Raw genomic sequence first — 4,890 nt, 5'->3', positions numbered from 1 at the left:
TTAATCTCGCGGTAAACCGTGCTGATATGCACGTGAAGTTCTGCGGCAATCTCTTTCTTTGAACAATGCGAATTCAACATAGCTTCGATTTTATAACGGTCTGTTTTGCTCAAATGGCTATGCTACACGCTCCTTTGTTAGATAGTCTGAAAATAGTTCCTCAAACAGCGCGTCGGTTTCCCGGATCCTCAATCGCGGTGTTCCATCAGAGCGGGCGAACGCCGAAGGTTCTCATTTGGAGATACTTCATTAGTTACTGGAATAACAGGAGGATCTGCTCTGCCAATGGTGGACTTCCTCCAATAATCAAGCGTCAGAGATACTACCAATCTCTCCAATTGGCTGTATAGGCAGTGATATCTTTGAGATAAATGTGTCAACCAATATTGACAATATCAAAAAGACCTCATCGTGCACCTTGCTAGATAGGTTTTGTTGTGTCGTACCATTATCCTTTTGTCGTCAAGCTGTCGTCAGTTAAAATATGGATAGCCAAAGGCAAACAAAAATGTGCTGAAACTTTACGATTTCAGCACATTTTCTTGGTGCGGATGGGGGGACTTGAACCCCCACGTCCTTGCGAACACTAGCACCTGAAGCTAGCGCGTCTGCCATTCCGCCACATCCGCATATTGTGTTGTCTGCCGTTTCAGGGAAGTGGTGCGAGTGACGGGACTTGAACCCGTACGTCGATTGACACACGCCCCTCAAACGTGCCTGTCTACCAGTTCCAGCACACTCGCATTTTTTCACTCGCCGAGTCGCTTCACTGTCAGCGACAATATGTATTATATCGAATCACTCTCCAAATGTCAACATATTTTTTCAGTTTTTTTATTTTTTTGCGGCAGCATTTATATCGACACTCTGTTGACTTCATGATATGCCACTGCTATAATACACTCACCCGGAAAGGAGACACGCTATGCCGGAGAAAAAACCAAACCGCCGCGTTCAGTTCACCCGCGGCGCGCTGCGCAACGCGCTGATCGAGCTGGCGATCGAAAAGCCGCTGCGCGAGATCACTGTCACGGATGTGTGTACGCAGGCGGACATCAACCGAAGCACCTTCTATCTGCATTACCCGGGCGTACACGCGCTGCTGCGCGAGGTCGAGGATCAGCTGCTCGACCAGTTCCGCGCCGACCTCAAGGGCCTATCGCCCGACCCGCGCGACTTAGCCGCCGTGCTTTCACGTCTCAAAGCGGATACGCGCCGCCGTATGCTGATGCACGCGCTGCTGGATGACCCGTATGTTGCCCTGCGCATACATAAAATGACCTATGCCGCCTTCCGCCTGAACTGGCAGCGCGATATGCTGCCGGACGAGGAAAACAAAAAGCGGCTCATCTTTACCTTTATTGTCAATGGCGCGGTCGCGCTGCTGAGTGAGTGGATCGCAGACGATATGCCTGAGCTTTCCGCCGAGCAGACCGTTCTGCTGCTGTATGACCTGATCCGGCGAGGCCCCGGCAGGCTGCGCGACGGATACCGCGCGGAGCAACCATTGTCTCCGCCACCTTGACCATACATACGCCAATCCTAGATAATGACCGTGCGTTTTCTTTTCCGCCAGACACAGGCGCATAAACGCCGGGCTTTTCATCCGCAGGCCGCACAGATGAAGGGTACCGGCATTTTTCCATGCCCAATTATATTTTAGTCCATCAAGAGGTATACCCCAATGGAGCACACACGACAACGGCGTGAGTTTTTCCGCTATATTTCTCTGAACATTCTTGGCATGATCGGCCTTGCCTGCTACCTGCTGGCCGACACCTTTTTTGTCGCACGCGGCACCGGCGCGACCGGGCTGGCTGCGCTCAATCTTGCCATTCCCGCCTACACGCTGATGAACGGTCTTGGTCTGATGATCGGCGTAGGCGGCGCGACACGCTACGCCTTCTGCCGCGCGCAGGGCGACGACCACGCCGCCGACCGCGTGTTCACCTGTGCTGCGTCGCTTGGCTTGGCCGTCGGCGTCCTCTTTCTGCTGGCCGCCGTATGCGCAGCCGCGCCTGCCGCCCTGCTGCTCGGCGCGACAGGCGACACCTTTCCGCTGACCGTCGTCTATCTGCGCACCGCACTCAGCTTCAGCCCCTTTTTTGTGATGAACAATGTGCTGCTCGCCTTTGTCCGAGCGGACGGCAATCCCGGCTGTGCGATGCGCGCCATGCTTGCCGGCAGCCTGTTCAACATTGTTTTCGACTATCTTTTCATCTTTCCCTGTCAGCTCGGCCTGTTCGGTGCGGCGCTGGCAACCGGCATCTCCCCCATGGTCAGTCTGCTGTGCCTGTCCGCGCACCTGCGCCGCGCGGCGCGCGGCTTTCACCTGCGGCGCGCACAGCTCAGACTGTCGCAGCTGCCCGCACTCTGTGCGCCCGGCGTATCCACGCTGATCGGCGAGCTGTCCTCCGGTCTCGTGCTGCTTCTGTTCAACCTGACGCTGCTGCGTCTGGCCGGCAGCACAGCTGTCGCTGCCTATGGCATCATTGCCAACCTATCGCTGGTCGCCATGGCCATCCTGCAAGGGCTGGCGACCGGGATGCAGCCGCTCGTCAGCCGCGCGAGCGGCGCCGGTGAGACTGCCGCGCACCGCCATCTGCTGCACTGGGGCGTACTGACCGCGCTCGGCATCGCCACGCTGCTTTACGCGCTGACCGCCAGGTTCGCGCCCGCGCTGACTGCGGTATTCGGCGGCGCGGACGATCCCTCGCTTGCCCGCTACGCGATACCCGGACTGCGGCTGTACTTCACCGGCTTTTGGGGCGCGGGCGTCAACATCGTCCTGTCCGCCTTTCTCAGCGCGGCGGGACGACCGTCCGCGGGCTTTGCGCTCTCACTCGTGCGCGGCCCGATCGCTATTGCGCCGCTCCTGCTGCTGCTAACCGCGCTTTACGGCGTGACCGGTGTGTGGCTCACCTTCCCCGCCGCCGAATGCCTGACCGCCCTGCTGTCGGCTGGCGCAGGGTTTCGCTTCTTTCTCACGTCCTCATCCCATGTGCACAAAACGCAAGAGACCCCAAGCCGGTGATATCCGGCTTGGGGCCTTATCATTTCGCCATGGCCTTTCATAGTCAGAGCGCATTGACCAGCGCTTTGAATAGATTGCCGCGCTCCATAAAATTCTTAAAACGGTCAAACGACGCGCTCGCCGGGCTCATGATGACGATATCGCCCGCCTCTGCGATGCGCGCGGCCTCACGCACGGCGGTTTCTAGATCCGAAACCTCGATAATGGGCGGCTGCGCCTCGCCCGCCGCAAGCACGCAGTCGCGTATCTTGGGCGCGGTCGCGCCGGTCAGCACCAGCGTTTTGACATGCTCACAGATCGGCTCGCCGAGCACGTCATACGGAATATGCTTATCGTATCCGCCCGCAATCAGGATGACCCTCTGCTGGAAAGATTGCAGACCGGCGATCGTGCGCGTCGGGCTGGAGGCGATCGAGTCGTTGTAATATTTGACGCCGTCCTTCTCCCGCACGAACTCAATGCGGTGCTCCACCCCGCCAAAGCTGGTGGCGACTGCACGAATATCCTCGTCCGCCGCATAGCCCTGCACGATGGCCGCAGCCATCATCATATTGTATACGTTGTGCGCGCCCGGGATGCGGATATCGGCCGCGGGCATCAGCTCGCGCCGCGCGCCGTTTTCAGCGATATAGAGCACGCCGTCCTTGAGGAACACGCCGTTGGCCAGCTCGCGCGTCTTGCTCGTGCAGAACAGGTTGCCCGAGGCGCGCAGCGAGCATGTCACCTCGTCATCCAGATTGAGCACCAGACGGTCATTTTCGTTCTGGCTTCGATAAATAGCTGTTTTCGCCTGCACATACTCGTCAAAATCCTTGTGATAGTCCAGATGATTGGGCGTCAGGTTGGTGATCGCCGCGATGTGAGGCGAGTGCTTCATGCCCATCAGCTGAAAGGATGACAGCTCGACCACGGCCAGATCATCGGCCGTCATCTCGCCCACGCGCGGCAACAGCGGCGTGCCGATATTGCCGCCCAAATGCACCGTGTACCCTGCGTGACGCAGGATCTCACCGACGAGCGTCGTAGTCGTCGTTTTGCCGTCCGAGCCGGTCACGCCGATGATCGGGCAGGGGCACACCGCGAAGAACAGCTCCATCTCGCTGGTGATCTCCGAGCCGTTTTGCCGCGCCTTTTCCAGAAAGCGCGGGTGCACGCCCGGTGTGCGGAAGATTACGTCCTCGTCAAGCGCGTCCAGATAGTGCTCGCCCAGCGCAAAATCCACGCCGAGCGTAGCCAGCGTCGCGTAGCCGTCCCCCAGCGCGGTGGGGTCTTTTTTATCGTGTACAGTGACCCGGATGCCCGCCGCGCGCAGCATGCGAATCAGCGGCATGTTGCTCACACCCGCACCGATCACGCCGACGCGCTTATCCGACAGGCCGCCAAAATATTGTTCCAAAGCAGTCATAAAAAGCGTCTCCTGCATCTTTTCTTCACTCAGTATACTCGTATTTATCAGAAATTGCAAGTCCGCGTTTGACGCGGGCCGTTTTTTGCGGTATACTATTTCTCGTCAGCGATGCAGACGGTCGCGTACCGCAAGGTATGAGGAAAGTCCGGGCTGCACAGGGCAAGGATAACGGATAACGTCCGCCGGGGGCGACCCTAGGAATAGTGCAACAGAGAAATACCGCTTTGCCGGCGCGTTCCGCACCGGCGGAGTAAGGGTGGAAAGGCGAGGTAAGAGCTCACCGCGCTCCATGGCAACATGGGGGGCCTGTAAACTCTATCCGCAGCAACGCCGACTGGGACCATGGTCTGCCCGACCGTCCCGACTGGCGGCTTGAGGCGCGCGGCAACGCGCGTCCCAGATAGATGACCGTCCACGACAGAACCCGGCTTACGCATCACTGACACCA

At 58.4% G+C, this 4,890-nt stretch carries 4 protein-coding genes, 2 tRNA genes and 1 other RNA gene; 3 read left to right on the top strand and 4 right to left on the bottom strand.

Annotation, left to right across the window (positions count from 1 at the left end):
• The 3 genes from MR935_RS06210 to MR935_RS06195 form a co-directional block, all read right to left on the bottom strand.
• A partial coding sequence (locus tag MR935_RS06210; protein ID WP_290572001.1) for a helix-turn-helix domain-containing protein occupies positions 1–113 on the bottom strand: 113 nt, incomplete at its 3' end.
• A 430-nt stretch (positions 114–543) separates the two neighbouring features.
• Positions 544–629 (bottom strand) — tRNA-Leu (locus tag MR935_RS06200).
• Positions 630–658: 29 nt separating this feature from the next.
• Positions 659–743 (bottom strand) — tRNA-Leu (locus tag MR935_RS06195).
• 182 nt (positions 744–925) lie between these two features.
• Between MR935_RS06195 and MR935_RS06190 the strand changes: the two genes are divergently transcribed.
• Entirely contained in the window at positions 926–1,525 is a 600-nt protein-coding gene (locus MR935_RS06190; protein ID WP_290571999.1) for a TetR/AcrR family transcriptional regulator, read from the top strand.
• 159 nt (positions 1,526–1,684) lie between these two features.
• A complete protein-coding gene (locus tag MR935_RS06185; protein ID WP_290571998.1) occupies positions 1,685–3,034 on the top strand; it encodes an MATE family efflux transporter in 1,350 nt (449 codons plus the stop codon).
• Between the two features lie 43 nt (positions 3,035–3,077).
• On the opposite strand, the gene murD is transcribed toward MR935_RS06185, so the two are convergent.
• Complete coding sequence (gene murD, locus MR935_RS06180) at positions 3,078–4,439, bottom strand: UDP-N-acetylmuramoyl-L-alanine--D-glutamate ligase (RefSeq protein WP_290571996.1); 1,362 nt, start codon at positions 4,437–4,439, stop codon at positions 3,078–3,080.
• A gap of 105 nt (positions 4,440–4,544) precedes the next feature.
• On the opposite strand from murD, the gene rnpB reads away from it, so the two are divergent.
• Positions 4,545–4,889: RNase P RNA component class A (gene rnpB / locus MR935_RS06175), an RNA gene on the top strand.
• Position 4,890 lies beyond the last annotated feature (1 nt).

The organism is Agathobaculum sp., assembly GCF_022775115.1.
In the GTDB taxonomy this organism is placed as follows: domain Bacteria; phylum Bacillota; class Clostridia; order Oscillospirales; family Butyricicoccaceae; genus Agathobaculum.
This window is presented reverse-complemented; position numbering and strand designations above follow the sequence as displayed.